Source organism: Betaproteobacteria bacterium (genome assembly GCA_016720065.1).
Classification (GTDB): domain Bacteria; phylum Pseudomonadota; class Gammaproteobacteria; order Burkholderiales; family Rhodocyclaceae; genus SSSZ01.
The window spans coordinates 579430-593658 of the sequence record JADJXY010000002.1; the positions used below are offsets into that span (position 1 = coordinate 579430).

A 14229-nucleotide genomic window follows, 5' to 3' on the forward strand; every position below is an offset into this window, starting at 1 on the left:
TACAGCACTTTCTTGACCGTTCGTAACTGACTGTGACCTCTCGGATTTCCTCTCGGGGAGGAGATTGGCGATCAGGCAGCCTGTTGCTGAGGTCTACGGCGCGGGGGAAATTCCAGATGCAGGGAGTTTGATAATTTTTTCTTCCGCCCCGGAGAGGTCGATCAGGTGATCCTGCTCGACGAAATACACGGCCAGGCGCAGGGGGAGTCCGGCGGAAGGGAAGAGCGCCGCGTAGCGCTCGAGTTGCGGGCGGTGGGTGGCGGCACGGGCGAGGAGATCGGCGGGGTCGGCGGAAGTCAGGCGCAGGGTCTTGTAATCGACGATCCAGCGTTGGCCGTCCGCCGTGAAGCAGCGGTCGACCACATGGGCGTGCTGACCCTCGCCGGAGGAGGAAGAAAGCCCCCACTCGGCGTGGGCGTCCGGGTGGGGCGAGAGAATCCAGCGTCCGGTGGGGCTGGCGAGGACGCCTTGCAGGATGGCCACGCTACGGGCGGCGCCGGCTTCCGCTTCCCGCGGGGCCAGCCCCTTGCTGCGCAGCCAGGCGGAAAAGCTGGCGTGGCGCTCGCCGACGCGGGCCGCGGACCAGGCCTCGGGGCCTTCCCGGGCAATGAGTTCCAGGGCGCGATGCACCAGGGAGCCGACGGCGGCGTCGGGGCCGCTGCCGTCGCTGCCGCCTTCGCCTTCGCTGGAGCGGGCAGGCGTCGCCGCCGGCCGGGGCGGCAGGGCGGGGAGGTCGGCCAGGGAGAGGCGGCGGAGATCGGCGGCCGGTTCGACCGGGGCGATGGGGAGCGCCACCGGTGCCGACGCTGCCGCGCCGGCCAGAGCCGCGGCGAAGCGCGCCTGGGCGCCGTGCTCCCACAGGAGGCGCAGGAACGACCCGGCGGCCGGCGTGCGCAGCCCACCCTCGCGGACCGTGGCGACGCCGACCAGATGCAGACGGCGGCGGGCCCGGGTGGCGGCCACGTAAAGAAGGCGTTCGCTCTCGTGGCGGGCCCGTTCGGCTTCCAGGCGGGCGAGGGCAGCGTAGGGGGTGATGCGCGTGCGCGTGCTGCCCCGGGCGCGCAAGGGGGCGACGACGAGGTGCTCCCGGGTGCCCTCGGTGGGGATTTCGTCCCACAGCAGGAGGGGCGGATCGTCGCGGCCCGAGGCGCGGTGCAGGCCGGGGACGATCACCGTGTCGAACTCCAGACCCTTGGCCTTGTGCAGGGTCATCATGGGCAGCGCCAGGGCGGCCGGGGAGGGGTCCGGCGGGGCGAAGAGCCGGGCGGCTTCGGTCTCCAGGGCGTCGGCGGTCCAATCGCCCCGGCTTGCCAGGGTGTCGAGGCGCTGGAAGAGGGCCTGCACGTCCGGACGCTCGTCTTCCGCCAGGCAGCGGTCGCCGCCCAGGGCGCGCCAGGTGCCCTCCAGCCAGCGGCGCGGCGGGCAGCGGCCCTGCTGGGCGAGGGCCTCGCCCAGGACGGCGGTGGCATGGCGCAGGCGGGCCTGGCCGTCGGTTGAAAGGCGCCGCAGCCGCTCCTCGTCCTGGGCCAGTTGCCAGACGGTGGACCGATGGTCGTCCCCCGCCAGGGCATGCAGGTCCGCCAGGTTGAGGCCGCACCAGGGGGCACGCAGGATGGCCAGCCAATGCACCCGGTCGCCGCGATGGAGCAGCGCCCGGGCCAGGGAGAGCACATCCTGGATGGCCTGCCGGCTGGCCAGGGGCGCCATATCCACGGCCTGGAAGGGCAGTTGCGGGGCGCGCAGGCGCAGGCGGGCGAGGAGGGGGGCCAGGTGGCTGCGGGCGCGCACCAGGATGGCGACGCTTGCGCCGGGGTGCGCCTGCCGCTCGGCGAGGATCAGGTCGATGAGGACGTCGGCTTCCTGCTCGCTCCCGTTTTCCTCCGCGTCGGCCTCCAGCAGGACCGGGTGCAGGCAGACGCCGGAATCCTCTTCATCCGGCCGCGTGGCCAGACAGGGGGCGTAGCGCACCGCGCCGTGCAGGGGCTCGTCCTGGTCCGGGAAAACCCCCGGGAAGGCGGTGTTGATCCACTCCACCACCTTCGGCCGCGAGCGATTGTTGCGATAGAGGCGCAGCTTCTTGGGCAGGAGGTCGCCAATGCCCCCGTCGCGCACCTTGAGGAAAAGCCCCACGTCGGCCTTGCGGAAGCGGTAGATGGACTGCATGGGGTCGCCCACCAGAAAGAGGCTGCGCGCGTCGCCCCCGGGCCGGCCGGACTCCCAGCCGCGGATGAGGCTGGCGACGAGGCGTATCTGGGCGGGACTGGTGTCCTGGAATTCATCCACCAGCAGGTGGCGGATGCGGTAATCGAGGGCCAGGGCCAGGTCGGTGGGGGCCTCGTCGTCGCCCAGGGCGGCAAGGGCCCGCTGGGCGACCTCGGCGAAATCCACCTCGCCGGCCTCCTGGAAGGCCAGCCACAGCTGGGCGGTGGCCAGGTTGAGGAGCTGCGAGAAGGTCTCCACCGTGGCCCATTCCTCGTCCGCATAGACCGGCAGGGGCAAGTCGCGCACCGGAGCCAGCGCCGCGGCAGCGCCGGCCGGCAGGGTTTCGAGGAGGGTCTTCAGCGCCGCCTTGTGTTCCCGCCCGGCGGGGACGGGCAGTCCCTGGCGCTTGTCCAGGGACTTGCGCAGCTCGCCCTCGGCGGTGAGCAGCAAATCGGCCAGACCCTGCCACAGGGGCAGGGTGGCGGGGTCGTCGTCCAGAGAGCTGTCCCAGCTCTCCAGTCGGGCGATGGGCGACTCCGGGTTCTCGGCGGCCAGGGTGGCGCCGGCAAAGCGGGCGGCGGCCCGCAGGCAGTCCTGCAAGGGCGCGTCGAATGCGGCGGCGGCCGCGGCGAGATCGCGGCGCACCAGGGCGGCGAGGCCTGCCTCGGCCTCCGCCCGCAAGCCGGCGTCGGCGCCCCGGGCGGTGTGGCGCAGCCACTGGTCCCGCCGGGCCAGCAGCGCCACCAGCAGGCGTTCCAGGCGGCCCGCGTCGTTGTCCATGAAAGCCAGGGCGGCGGCCACCGTATCGGCCGGGGGGCCGGTCTCCTCCACCAGGGCCAGGGTACGGCGGGCGGCGGCTTCGTAATGGGGCGTGGCGTCTTCGGCGACCCCGGGCTGGGCGCCGAAGCGGGAGAGATAGGGCATCTGCCGCGCCAGGCTGGCACAGAGGGAATCCAGGGTGGTGACCGCCAGACGGCCGGGATGGGCCAGGAGATTCCAGCCCTGAGCCGCGTCCCGCGCCAGGGCCGCACGGCCCAGAGCGTAGGTGAGCTGCCGATGGGGCGCGTCGTCGCCGGGGCGCTCCCCGGCCGCGGCCAACTCCAGGCTGCCCAGGATGCGGTCGCGCATCTCGGCTGCCGCCTTGTTGGTGAAGGTCAGCGCCACCACCTCTTCCGGATGATCCACCCGGGCCAGCAGGCCCAGCACCCGCTGGGTCAGCAGCTCCGTCTTGCCCGCCCCTGCCGGTGCTTCGACGATGAAGGATTCCGGCTCCAGAGCCCGGAGCCGGGCGGCGCTATCGGCGGCGAGAAGCTCAGTCAATGGGAAACTCGACGATGGTCTTCAGTATCCAGGGGTCGGTGGCGGTGTTGAGGCCGCGGCCGATGCCGAGGTTGATCTGCCAGCCGCCGCGCTCGATGTCCAGGGTGAGGTAGGCGGTGTGCTCCTGTTGCGGGCGGGGGGCGGGGTGGGCCAACTTGCCCAGCTCGCTGTAGGTTTCGATGCCCAGGTGGATGCCGGGGGCGACGCTGCGGGCGATCTTGAAGGCGGGGCTCAGATCGAAGCCGCCGCGGTGCTCCTTGCGGGGCAGGCCGTAGCTGGCCAGCAGATTGGCGATCAGCAGCCAGTCCTCGTTGCGGTAGCCGACGATGGGGCGGATTTCCACGCTGTTGCGCCGCGCGTCGAAGCGCCCCGTGGCGGTGACCAGCTCGCCATTGATCCCGGCGAAGACCCCGCCGCTTTCCGGGGCGGGGGCGAAGATCCACTTCAGTTGCAACTGCTGCCCGCCCAGATGGGTGTCGCCGTGGCGGTCGATGACGCTGGGGAAAAGGAGGCTCAGTTCGGTGCGGGGCCCGAAGGCGTAGGAAATTTCCGGAGTCACCCGCAGGCCGAGGTCGGTGGGCAGTTCGCCGTTGGCCTCCCGTACCCGGCTGCGGCGCAGGGTCCGGCTGCTGTGGATTTCAAAGCCCCACTCCCCGGCTTCGCCGATGCCGTCGTCGTAGACGCGGATTTCCGCCGGAATTTCGGCCTGGGCAGCCAGGGCCAGGAAGAGGGAGCCCAGGGCAAGGGCGCGCAGGGAGCGGTTCATGGATGATCCGGTCGAATTGGGGCGGCGGGAGTCGTCAACGGTCCACCTCGGCGTCGGGAATCGCCGCCGTGCGCTCGGCCAGACGCAGCAGGGGCAGCACTTCGCAATATAGAAGGGCCTTGGGGTCGTCGAAGCGGACCGCGGCTTCCCCGGCCCCCACTTCGGCGGCCACGGCGCGCAGGCGTTCCTGCCAGTGGCGCAGCACCGCCGGCCAGTCCGGGAAGGTCGCCACGGGAAAGGACTTGCGCTTGGGGTCGTCCAGGCCGGTGATGCCGGGCAGCAAGTCCTTGCGCTCGCCCACCCCCGAGAAGCCCGCTTCGTCCAGGGTCACCCGGGCGAAGGCGACGGCCGCCACGGGCTCGCCGTCCGTCCGGGGCACCGCCAGGGCAGCGTAGAGCGGCAATTGGGGTTCGGTGATGCGGTCCTCGGCCCAGTTGCGGGTATCGATGCGGTGGCCGGTCTTGTAGTCGATCACCACCAGGCCGCCGTCGGCCAGGCGGTCGATGCGGTCGATCACCGTGCGCACCTGGATGCCTTCGATGTCGAGCAGCATGTCCTGTTCGCAGGCCAGCACGGCAAAGTCTTCCCGTCGGGCCTCCACGGCCAGCCAGGTGTGCAGGAGCTTGTGCAGACGTGCGGCTTCCAGTTGCCGGAAGCGGGGCGGCAACTCGCGATGGCTGGAATGCTCGAAATCCGTCAGGGCCGCGGCGACGGCGCTGGAGACGGCGGCGGCCAGGGCGTCGGTGCCCAGGGCCAGGAGCCCCGCCCGGTCGGCGACACCCCGCCAGAAGTGTTCCAGGGCGCCATGCACCAGGGTGCCCCGCTCCATGGCGTCCAGGCCTTCCACCGCGGGGCGCAGGGCCCGGGCGCCCAGGCGGTATTGGTAGAAACCCCAGGCCGGGCAGATGGCCTGGGCCTTGAGCAGCCCGGTGCCGCCGGGCACTTTTTCCCCTGCGGCCACGGCCGGCGCCCGGGCATCGGCCAGGGTTTCCAGACGAGCCGGATGGGGCCAGGGCGGCGCGGCGCGGGGGGCTTCGGTCGCGTCCGCGGGGATCCCCGCGAGCAGGGGGCTGGGGCGCAGCAGACGGGCGCCATCCTGGCGCCGCCAGGAGAAGGTGATGTCGGGCGCCGCGGTGACGAGCCGGCGGTGCACGGCGGTGGCGAAAGCCAGTTCCACCTCGGCGCTGGCGTGGGGGCTTCCAGCGTGGCGCTGGATTTCCGCCGGCAGCAGGGGGTTGGGGCGGGGGTTGGGGGGCCACAGATCGTCGTTCATGCCCGCGACCCACAGGGCGTCGAAGGCGAGCCCCGTGCTTTCCAGAATGCCCAGGACTCCGATGGATGGGCTGCCGCGCGTCTCCGGTTGAAAAACCTGCTCGCGGCACAGGGCGGCAAGGCGCCGCAGGGCTTCGCCGGCGCTCACGGCGGGCAGGAGATCGTCGTAGCGGGCCAGGCCCTCCAGGGTGGCGAGGAAGCTCTGTCGCACTTGAAACTCGGGGCTGGACAGGGGGCGGTCGCCGGGCCAGCCCAGGGCCTCCAGCCAGCCGAGGAAGGCGGTGCCCCAGGCGGAAGGCGGCCGGCGGCGGGGGCCGCCCTTGGCCAGCGTGGCGGCAAAGGATTCCAGATGGGCGGCCAGCCGCGGCGCAGCGACCTTTTCGCGGGCATAGAGGCGCTTCACCAGGCGCTGCAGCGCCGGCAGGTCGGTGAAGAATTCCAGTTCGTCCCGCTGCGCCCGGTCGATGCGCGCCCGGGCGTCGGCCTCGCCCTGACCGGCGGACCAGAAGGGCGACAGGAGCAGGGCGGAAAAGACGGCCTGTTCGTGCCGGGGCGTGACCCCCAGGGCCAGAAGGTCCAGGGCCGCCGCCACCAGGGCTTGGGCGGCCAGGGGATGACCGAGGGAGACGTTGTAGGCCCGGGGGCTGTCGGGCGCCCCGGGGGAAAGGCTTTGCGGGTGCAGGGCATCGTCCAGGGCGAAGCAGAGGGCGTCCCGACGTTCCGCCAGATCGGGGACGACGATGCCCAAGCGGGCACCCGGGTCGGCGGCGAGCCTGTCCCGTGCCCAGGCGGCGATGGCCTGGGCTTCGGCCTGGGCGTCGTCGCAGGCCAGGCTGCGCCGGGTCGTGGCAGGCGCTGCGGCGGCGGGGCTGTCGCCCACCCGGACGCCGCGATCAATCAGGGTCTGGCGCAGGCGCAGCTCTTCCGGGGTGTAGCGGTCGAAGCCGGCGAAATCGATGGCCGGGGGCAGGGGAACCGACCCGGCGGCCACGAGGCCCCGGGCGATGGGCGGCAGGCGCGCCGCCTCGGTCCAGCCGCCGGCCGCGCAGCGCTTGCGGAATTCCCGCCGCCAGGCGACGAAGAGCCGGCCTTCCTCGGCCAGGGTGGCGGGGGGCAGGTCCAGATCCCAGAGGAGGCAAAGCGCATGGGCTTCCTGGGCCGTGGCGGCGAGGCCGGCGAGGTCAAAAAGGGGCAGTGCGTCGTCGGGCAGGGCGTCGGCGATCACCTGTTCCCAGAGCAGGCGTTCGCACGCCCCGTCGAGCAAGCGCAGCGTCGGCCCACTGCCGTCCAGGGCGGCGTCTTCCAGCAGACGGGTCAGCCAGGCCCCCACGGTGAAGGCGGCGGGCGTCTCCCAGACCGCGCCCGCCCCGGCCGGAACCCTGCTGCGCAGGGCCTCGGCCAGACGGGCGGTGGCGCAGAGGGTCAGGGGCATGGCGGCTCAGAGCTTGTGAAGAAATCGTGGCGATCGGGGTGCGCTGTAGATTAATGCACAGCCTCTCAGTCCCGGGCCAGCAGTGCTTGCAGGAAGCGCCCGGTATGACTGGCCTGTTCCCGCGCCACCGTCTCCGGCGTGCCGGCCACCAGGATGCGCCCGCCGCCGTCGCCGCCTTCGGGGCCCAGGTCCACCAGCCAGTCGGCGGTCTTGATCACGTCCAGGTTGTGCTCGATGACCACCACGGTATTGCCGTGGTCGGCGAGGCGGTGCAGCACCGTGAGCAGCAGTTCGATGTCGGCGAAATGGAGCCCGGTGGTGGGTTCGTCCAGGATGTAGAGGGTGCGGCCGGTGTCGCGCTTGGAGAGCTCCAGCCCCAGCTTGACCCGCTGGGCCTCGCCTCCGGAGAGCGTCGTCGCGCTCTGGCCCAGGGTGATGTAGCTCAAGCCCACGTCCACCAGGGTTTGCAGCTTCCTCGCCACCACCGGCACCGCGTCGAAGAATTCCCGCGCCTGCTCGACGGTCATTTCCAGGATTTCGTGGATGTTCCTGCCCTTGTACTGAATCTCCAGGGTTTCCCGGTTGTAGCGCTTGCCGTGGCAGACGTCGCAGGGGACGTAGATGTCGGGCAGGAAGTGCATCTCCACCTTGATCATGCCGTCGCCCTGGCAGGCCTCGCAGCGCCCGCCCTTCACATTGAAACTGAAGCGCCCCGGCCCGTAGCCCCGGGCGCGGGCTTCCGGCACGCCGGAAAAGAGGTCGCGGATGGGGGTGAGGAGCCCGGTGTAGGTGGCCGGGTTGGAGCGGGGCGTGCGGCCGATGGGGGACTGATCCACGTTGATGACTTTGTCGAACAGGTCCAGGCCCTCGATCTCCTCGTGGGCGGCGGGTTCCGCCGTGGCGCCGTAAAGGTGCCTGGCCGCCGCGGCGTAGAGGGTGTCGTTGATGAGGGTCGACTTGCCCGAGCCGGAAACGCCCGTGATGCAGGTAAAGAGCCCCACCGGGAGTTCCAGCTTCACGTCCTTCAAATTGTTGCCCCTGGCGCCGACCACCTTGAGCTGCTTCTTGGGGTCGGGCGCGCGGCGTTTTTCCGGCACGGCGATTTTCTTCTTGCCCGAGAGGTAGGCGCCGGTGAGGGATTGCGGGTTGTTGGCCACTTCGTCCGGCTCCCCCTCGGCGACGATGGCGCCGCCGTGGACCCCGGCCCCAGGGCCGATATCGACCACGTAGTCGGCCAGGCGGATGGCTTCCTCGTCGTGTTCCACGACGATCACGGTGTTGCCGATGTCGCGCAACTGCTGCAGGGTTTGCAGCAAGCGGGAGTTATCCCGCTGGTGCAGGCCGATGGAGGGCTCGTCCAGCACGTACATGACGCCGGTGAGGCCGGAGCCGATCTGCGAAGCCAGGCGGATGCGCTGGGCCTCGCCGCCGGAAAGGGTCTCGGCGGAACGCTCCAGGCACAGGTAATCCAGCCCCACGTTGATGAGGAAGGAGAGCCGCGAGGTGATCTCCTTCAATATCTTTTCCGCCACCTGGGCCTTGTGGCCGGTCATTTGCAGCAGGTTGAAGTAGTTGCGCGCCTCGCCCAGGGGCAGGCGGCTGATCTCGTGCAGGGTCTTCTCCCCCACCCGCACGTGGCGGGCCTCGGTCCTGAGGCGCGTGCCGGCGCACTGGGGGCAGGCCGTATTGCTGATGAACTTGGCCAGTTCCTCGCGCACGGCCACGGAATCGGTCTCCTTGTAGCGCCGCTCCAGGTTATGCACGATGCCCTCGAAGCTGTGCTCCCGCATCACCAGCCGGCCGCGCTCGTTCAAATACTGGAAGGGCAGCACCTGGCGGCCGGAGCCGTAGAGCACCACCTGCTGCACCGCTTCCGGCAACTGCTCGAAGGGGGTATCGATGTCGAAGCCGTAGTGTGTCGCCAGGGAGCCCAGCATCTGGAAGTAGAACTGGTTGCGCTTGTCCCAGCCGCGGATGGCGCCGGCGGCCAGCGAGAGTTCCGGATGGGCGACGACCCGCTTGGGGTCGAAGAACTGGATCACCCCCAGGCCGTCGCACTTGGGGCAGGCGCCCATGGGGTTGTTGAAGGAGAAGAGGCGTGGCTCCAGCTCCTGCAAGGCATAGGAACACACCGGGCAGGCGAATTTGGCGGAGAACAGGTGTTCCTTCTCGCTCTCCATTTCCAGGGCGATGGCCCGGCCATCGGCGTGGCGCAGGGCGGTCTCGAAGGATTCGGCCAGGCGCTGGCGCATGTCCTCGCGCACTTTCAGGCGGTCCACCACCACGTCCACGTCGTGCTTCTGCATCTTGTTGAGCTTGGGCACGGCGTCGAGTTCGTACACCGCGCCATCCACCCGCACCCGGGCGAAGCCCTGGGCGCGCAGTTCGGCAAAGAGGTCCAGCTGCTCGCCCTTGCGGTTAGCCACCACGGGGGCCAGGATCATCAGCCGGGTTTCTTCCGGCAGGGCCAGCACGTGATCGACCATCTGCGAAACCGTCTGCGCCTCCAGGGCCTGGCCGTGCTCCGGACAATAGGGCGTGCCGGCCCGGGCGAAAAGGAGGCGCAGGTAATCGTGGATTTCGGTGACGGTGCCCACGGTGGAGCGCGGGTTGTGGCTGGTGGCCTTCTGCTCGATGGAAATGGCCGGCGACAGACCCTCGATGAGGTCCACGTCCGGCTTTTCCATCAACTGCAAAAACTGGCGGGCGTAGGCGGAAAGCGATTCCACATAGCGCCGCTGCCCCTCGGCGTAGAGCGTGTCAAAGGCCAGCGAGGACTTGCCGGAACCGGAGAGCCCGGTGATGACGATGAGCTTGTCCCGCGGCAGATCGAGGTTGATGTTCTTGAGATTGTGGGTGCGGGCACCGCGGATGCGGATTTCTTCCATGGTGGGGCGGGGGGACGGCGGGGAAACCGGTAACTATACGCGGTGCGGCGCCTAAAAGAGAGCGGAAAACCTGGGCAAGCGCTTGGGGCAGTTCCCGCTTGTCCTGAGGTTGGCGTGGGGATGGGGCTTGATTTTCGAAGCACCTGCCCGCCCCGCCGCCGACTCTGCGGATCAGTCCCTTCCTTCGTTCATGAGCGCCTTGATGTCAACGGCGGCTGGACGGAGCATGTCAGCAACGGTCGCTTGAAGTTGGGGCAGGCTGGTCTGGGTCGCGTGCCAGACAACACGGCCGTCAACGGTGGCGTAGCCATGCGCCAGCACATTGCGGAAGTCGACGATGCGGCGCGCGTCGGGAATTCGTGCCGCCAGCTCCGGAGCGACTCGGGAGAGCTGGTTGATGGCTTCGCCGATGATTTCGAATTGCCGCTCCACGGCGGAGCGGAGCATGGCATCGGTGCGGAACTCGTCAAGCGTCTTGCCATGAACGAATTCCTCCACCAGCTTTGCCGCTTGTCCGATGTCCACCAGATAGAGCCGTGGATCACGCGCCATAGAGCGGGATGCGCTGACGGGCAATGGCGGCGAGCAGAACCGGGTTGCGCACCGCGGATGGCATCACGAGATCGACCGGGCGGCCCAGAAGCGACTCCAGGCCGTACTTGAGATCGAAATAGTCCGCAAAGCTGTTCGCCTCCGGGCTGTCGTCAAATTCCACCAGGAAATCAGCATCGCTGGATTTCGGATCAAAGCCATCTCCGGTCGCCGAGCCGAATAAATCCAGCCAGAGCACATGGTGCGCACGGCAGAGTTCGACGATCTGTGCTTCCTTGCTGGCGACGGCTGGGTGCATGGCGATGCGGGTCGTTTGGGGCGATGAGAAGGAATGCTAACTCCTTATGGCTGGTCTGTCTCGGTGCCTTGTTTCACGACTCGGGGCGCCAGGAGGAGCGGGGCGCACGATCCGGTAAAAAGTCATTTTCAGTCTCACCCCGTGAGACTCCCGGCCGGCAGACTCTCGCCATCGCCCCCCAAGGAGAAAGCCCTGCCGCGCCTTGATGAAACGTCCATGACCAAGATCTCCAAGCTGATGACCAAGGCCGAAGAGCAGGCGGCTTACGATGCGTGGCAGCTGTCAAGCCCCGGCCAAGCCTGCGCCGACACCATCCATGGCACCAGCCGTTTTCCCCTCAACCGGACATCTGTGCTTGGCAGAAAAGCGGACATTTCTGCTTTGGATTGACAGCCAATCCCGTGGTGACTGTTACCCGCGATGGCAAGTCAAAGCGCCACGACGTCGTGATGCAGGAGAAGAAGCGCCTGCTTCAGGCGCGTGGCCTTGCCCGATGGGATGAGTGGCAGGACGAAGAGAGGCCAGGGATGTATGAAATAGCTCATGAAACCTGCGGCAAATGGTTGGAGGAGCGCGGAAAGCGGCTTGGGTTTGAGGCAGACCAGAACAGCCTTTCGATCGAGGCATATCAGCAGCACCGTGGCAAAAAAGAGGCGCTACGTTTCAGTACTGTGGATTTTTCCGGCACGCTTACGGTAGTCGCCCCTGATACCTTTGCCGGCGCCCTTTTCGACGGTATCGGTCACGCCAAAGCCTTCGGCTGCGGCCTGTTGCTGGTGCGGCGAGCGGACGGTGTTCCGGGGTGAATTGTGCTATCGTTTGATAGCACAAACCAAGGCTGGGAGTCCCACCATGCACACCTTCACCGTCCGCGATCTACGTGAACATACCGGCGAACTGATCCGGGGCGCCGAGAACGGCGAGTTGTCGGTCATCACCAAGCACGGCACGCCCGTCTTTGTCGCCGTGCCCTTTGACGAAACCCTGCTCCGCGAAGGCGTCGGGATGGCACTGGCAATCAAGCTGTTCGACGAAGAGCGTATTTCCCTGGGCCGCGCGGCCAAGCTGGCGGGTCTTTCAGTCAGCGAAATGATCGACATGCTGGGCCGGCACGGCATCGCCGTGATTCGCACCACCGACGAAGATCTGGAGCGCGAGCTTGGTGACTTCAGTTAGGATCGTCGTCGCCGATGCCGGGCCGTTGATCGCGCTGGGGCGGCTGGGTGCCTTGCACCTGCTGCCCGCCCTGTTCGCGGAAGTCCAGGTGACCGCCACGGTGCTAGCCGAGTGTGCGGCGCGCCCGGGCTTTATCGATGCGCAGCGCATCGAGCAGGCGGTACGCGATGGATGGCTCAAGCCCTGTGACGATCAGTTTGAAAAGCCGAGCGGGCGCCTTGATCCAGGAGAAGCGAGCGCCGTTGCCCGCGCCTTGGAAATCGATGCCGGCTTGCTGCTCGATGATCGCGCAGCGGTGGTCTATGCGCGTGCCTTGGGTCTGAAGGTGATCGGCACTTTGGGTCTGCTGGTGCTGGCCAAGCGGCGAGGCCTGATCGAGCAGGTAGCGACCCTGATCGGCCAGTTGCAGGTAGGCGGTCATTATCTTGGCCCCAGCGCGGTACAGGCGGCGTTACATGCAGCGGGCGAGGCCGCCAACTGACACCATCCTGCCGCCGCTCAAACCCATTCCCATCAAGGAGCGCATGTCGGTCATCTTCGTAGAGAAGGGCGAGATCGACGTGGTGGATGGCGCCTTCGTGGTGGTGGATTGTCTTGGGGAGCGGGTGCGGCCGGTGCTCACCCACATCCCTGTCGGCGGTGTTGCCTGCATCATGCTGGAGCCCGGAACCCGGGTTTCCCATCGGGCCGCCGCGTTGGCGGCACGGGTTGGCACGCTGCTGGTGTGGGTGGGGGTCCATTTCATGGGTGTTCCCCACGCCCGTGGGGAGGAGTTACTGCTCCAGGCGTTTCTCCCTCGATTGCGAGGAGAGGTCAGGACGAATGCGATTGCGCATCCTGAACGGCTCGGCTCGGAGTACAGGCATCCCGAACTCATCGTTCTGCAGGGCCTTCTCATTTTGGGCGTAAGGGAACGCGAGACCCCGGAAGTCCGGGGGCTTTCCTGGAATGAATCCTCAGGCCTGTGGATCGCCTGCGTTCGCGGTCTTGAGCGCGTCGGCGCGCTTTTGCGCGCGCTTGGCCATTTCAGCTGCGTCCTCTTCGGGAACGCTGAGGCTGAGGCTCAGGAGTTCCGCCAGATCGAGGCGCTGCTCGGGGGGCAGCTTGAGCGCTGCGTCCAGTATCTGCTGATAGCCTTGGGTCATGTTGTCTACTCCGCGTATTGGGCTGAAGTATGACGTCGGGAGACAGCGTCGCTAATATCCGGCTACCGACTAAACGATGCTCATGGGCCCGGTGATGGCTACGTGGCGTTGAATGGCGGCGGGCTTGCCGCCTACCGCAACCCCTCCACCTTGCCGCCAGCGCCTTCAGCCGCCCGCCCCTTGATCGCTTCCGCCAGTTGAAACACCGCCATGGCGTAGAAGCTGGAGCGGTTGTAGCGGGTGATGACGTAGAAATTCTCGAAGCCCAGCCAGTATTCGGTTTCCCGGCCGGGGGAGACGAGGTCCACCAGGGTGACCGTGGCCTCCGGGGGGGCTTCGCTGGTGATGCCTTTTTCGGCCAGGGTGGCGACGCTGAGGCTGGGGCGGATGCCGGCTTCCAGGAAGGCGGGGTCCGGTGGTGCGGCGGTCAGGGCCGGGACGGCGACGGGCTGGCCGGCCTGCCAGCCGTGGCGCTCCAGGAAGCGGGCGACGCTGCCGATGGCGTCGACGGTGCTGCCGCCCAGGTCGATGCGCGCGTCGCCGTCGAAATCCACCGCGTAGCGGCGCTGGCTGCCGGGCATGAACTGGGGGATGCCGATGGCGCCGGCGAAGGAGCCTTTGACGGCCAGGGGGTCGAGGCCGTTTTCCCGGGTGAGGAGGAGGAACTGCTCCAGTTCGGTGCGGAAGAATTCGGCCCGCGGGGGGTAGTCGAAGGCCAGGGTGGCCAGGGCTTCCAGGACGCCGAAGCCGCCGGTGTTGCGACCGTATTCGGTTTCCACGCCGATGATGGCGACGATGATCTCCTCCGGCACGCCGTAGAGGGCCGTGGCGCGGGCCAGGGTTTCGCGGTGCTCGGCCCAGAAGCGCGCGCCGCCTTCGATGCGCCGTTCGTTGAGGAAGCGGGGGCGGTAGCGTTCCCAGGAGCGTTGCAGGGGAGAACTGGGGGGGCGGATCAGTTGCAGCACCTTGGGGTTGGAGTGGATGCGGGCAAAGAGGCCGAGCAGGGCTTCGGTCTCGAAACCCTGGCGCTGGGCGAAGTCGCGGGCGAAGGCGACGGCTTCGGGCTGGTCGGCGAAGCTGGGCTTGGGCGCGGGGCGGGCGGCGAGGGCGGGAGGGGTAGGCAGGGCGGCCGCGACGAGCAGGGCGGCGGCGAGAATTCGTTTCACAGGATTTTCCTT

General features: G+C 68.5%; 10 protein-coding genes and 1 pseudogene. 4 read left to right on the plus strand and 7 right to left on the minus strand.

Annotation, left to right across the window (positions count from 1 at the left end):
- Positions 1-93 precede the first annotated feature (93 nt).
- From IPM73_05935 to IPM73_05960, 6 genes are all read right to left on the minus strand, one after another.
- On the minus strand, positions 94-3522 hold the full coding sequence (locus IPM73_05935) for a UvrD-helicase domain-containing protein (protein MBK8917593.1): 3429 nt from the start codon (positions 3520-3522) through the stop codon (positions 94-96).
- Entirely contained in the window at positions 3515-4288 is a 774-nt protein-coding gene (locus tag IPM73_05940; GenBank protein MBK8917594.1) for a hypothetical protein, read from the minus strand. Before IPM73_05940 ends, IPM73_05935 begins: the two co-directional genes overlap by 8 nt.
- A gap of 34 nt (positions 4289-4322) precedes the next feature.
- Positions 4323-6992 carry a PD-(D/E)XK nuclease family protein gene (locus tag IPM73_05945; GenBank protein ID MBK8917595.1) on the minus strand — a complete coding sequence of 890 codons (2670 nt, stop codon included), beginning with the start codon at positions 6990-6992 and terminating at the stop codon, positions 4323-4325.
- Positions 6993-7057: 65 nt separating this feature from the next.
- Complete coding sequence (gene uvrA / locus IPM73_05950; protein MBK8917596.1) at positions 7058-9880, minus strand: excinuclease ABC subunit UvrA; 2823 nt, start codon at positions 9878-9880, stop codon at positions 7058-7060.
- Positions 9881-10051: 171 nt separating this feature from the next.
- Positions 10052-10432, minus strand: a complete 381-nt coding sequence (locus tag IPM73_05955) for a DUF86 domain-containing protein (GenBank protein ID MBK8917597.1) — start codon at positions 10430-10432, stop codon at positions 10052-10054.
- Positions 10422-10730: a nucleotidyltransferase domain-containing protein gene (locus tag IPM73_05960; protein ID MBK8917598.1), complete on the minus strand. Its 309-nt coding sequence runs from the start codon at positions 10728-10730 to the stop codon at positions 10422-10424. Before IPM73_05960 ends, IPM73_05955 begins: the two co-directional genes overlap by 11 nt.
- Before the next feature lie 272 nt (positions 10731-11002).
- Here IPM73_05960 and cas6e point away from each other — a divergent pair, with 272 nt between their 5' ends.
- The 4 genes and pseudogenes from cas6e to IPM73_05980 all read left to right on the plus strand — a co-directional run bounded on the left by cas6e (position 11003) and on the right by IPM73_05980 (position 12640).
- Entirely contained in the window at positions 11003-11536 is a 534-nt protein-coding gene (gene cas6e / locus IPM73_05965; GenBank protein ID MBK8917599.1) for a type I-E CRISPR-associated protein Cas6/Cse3/CasE, read from the plus strand.
- Between the two features lie 46 nt (positions 11537-11582).
- Entirely contained in the window at positions 11583-11906 is a 324-nt protein-coding gene (locus IPM73_05970; protein MBK8917600.1) for a type II toxin-antitoxin system prevent-host-death family antitoxin, read from the plus strand.
- A complete protein-coding gene (locus tag IPM73_05975; GenBank protein MBK8917601.1) occupies positions 11890-12387 on the plus strand; it encodes a DUF3368 domain-containing protein in 498 nt (165 codons plus the stop codon). Before IPM73_05970 ends, IPM73_05975 begins: the two co-directional genes overlap by 17 nt.
- A 4-nt stretch (positions 12388-12391) precedes the next feature.
- Positions 12392-12640: pseudogene (locus IPM73_05980) on the plus strand (subtype I-E CRISPR-associated endonuclease Cas1).
- Positions 12641-13182: 542 nt separating this feature from the next.
- Here the strand turns inward: IPM73_05980 and mltB are convergent.
- On the minus strand, positions 13183-14217 hold the full coding sequence (gene mltB / locus IPM73_05985) for a lytic murein transglycosylase B (GenBank protein ID MBK8917602.1): 1035 nt from the start codon (positions 14215-14217) through the stop codon (positions 13183-13185).
- Between the last annotated feature and the right edge of the window lie 12 nt (positions 14218-14229).

What these genes read in the sequence shown, in the direction of transcription:
- IPM73_05940 (MBK8917594.1), bottom strand. Translation starts at nt 4,288, where the DNA reads ATGAACCGCTCCCTGCGCGCCCTTGCCCTGGGCTCCCTCTTCCTGGCC.
- IPM73_05945 (MBK8917595.1), bottom strand. Translation starts at nt 6,992, where the DNA reads ATGCCCCTGACCCTCTGCGCCACCGCCCGTCTGGCCGAGGCCCTGCGC.
- uvrA (MBK8917596.1), bottom strand. Translation starts at nt 9,880, where the DNA reads ATGGAAGAAATCCGCATCCGCGGTGCCCGCACCCACAATCTCAAGAAC.
- IPM73_05955 (MBK8917597.1), bottom strand. Translation starts at nt 10,432, where the DNA reads ATGGCGCGTGATCCACGGCTCTATCTGGTGGACATCGGACAAGCGGCA.
- IPM73_05960 (MBK8917598.1), bottom strand. Translation starts at nt 10,730, where the DNA reads ATGCACCCAGCCGTCGCCAGCAAGGAAGCACAGATCGTCGAACTCTGC.
- IPM73_05970 (MBK8917600.1), top strand. Translation starts at nt 11,583, where the DNA reads ATGCACACCTTCACCGTCCGCGATCTACGTGAACATACCGGCGAACTG.